This is a genomic window from Rahnella sp. BCC 1045 (assembly GCF_019049615.1).
Classification (GTDB): Bacteria; Pseudomonadota; Gammaproteobacteria; order Enterobacterales; family Enterobacteriaceae; genus Rahnella; species Rahnella contaminans.
In genome coordinates, this window is the sequence record NZ_JAFMOZ010000033.1 from 1 (window position 1) to 755 (window position 755).

The 755-nt window shown below is 33.4% G+C and carries 1 protein-coding gene; it reads left to right on the forward strand.

Annotated features, from left to right (window positions below; all coding sequences use genetic code 11):
* Positions 1–71 precede the first annotated feature (71 nt).
* A partial coding sequence (locus J1782_RS00180; RefSeq protein ID WP_217151894.1) for an ATP-binding protein occupies positions 72–755 on the forward strand: 684 nt, incomplete at its 3' end.

Here is a 755-nt window from a genome sequence, read left to right on the forward strand (position 1 = left end):
GTGTTATTTCTCATGACTTATGAAGGGAAATTATGTCATTATCGATACAAATTCATACAGGGAGTTTTTAAATGAAAAATATTGATGTAAGACTTGGCATAGATCACCTTGAAGATATTTCTGCGGCTAAACCATTACCTGCACTTTTGGAGATAATCTGGAATGCTTTTGACTCTAAATCTTGTTTAGTTACAGTATCTTTTCAGAAAAATATTAATACGGAAACGATCGAGAAAATAACTATCCAAGATGAAGGTGATGGCATTCCTTACTCAAAAGTATCCGAACTGTTTGGTAATCTTGGCGAGTCATGGAAAAAATCAGCTAAAAAAAATGGAGACCGGTCACTACATGGCCAGTATGGAAAGGGACGATTTAAAGCATTTGCTTTAGGTGAGCAAGTAACGTGGAATACTATTTGCGCTAGTAATGAAACGAACCTTAATTATTATATTAAGGGGCATGTTAATAACATTAAGCGATTCAATATCTCTGATGCTCAAAAAACGAATGCCAAAACAGGGACTACAGTTGAAATATTCAATATTGATAAAAAAGTCAATGTATTAATATCAGATACCGTTCAGCATAATGTCACAAAAGAATTCGCTTTATTCTTAACTGAATATCCTAGTCGTAAGCTTATGTATAACAGTGGTTATATTACGCCTTCAGACATATGGTTGGAAAAGAAAGATTATAATCTTGGAGATGTAGTGCTTAATGGGGAAAAAGAAAATATCTCAGTATCAATT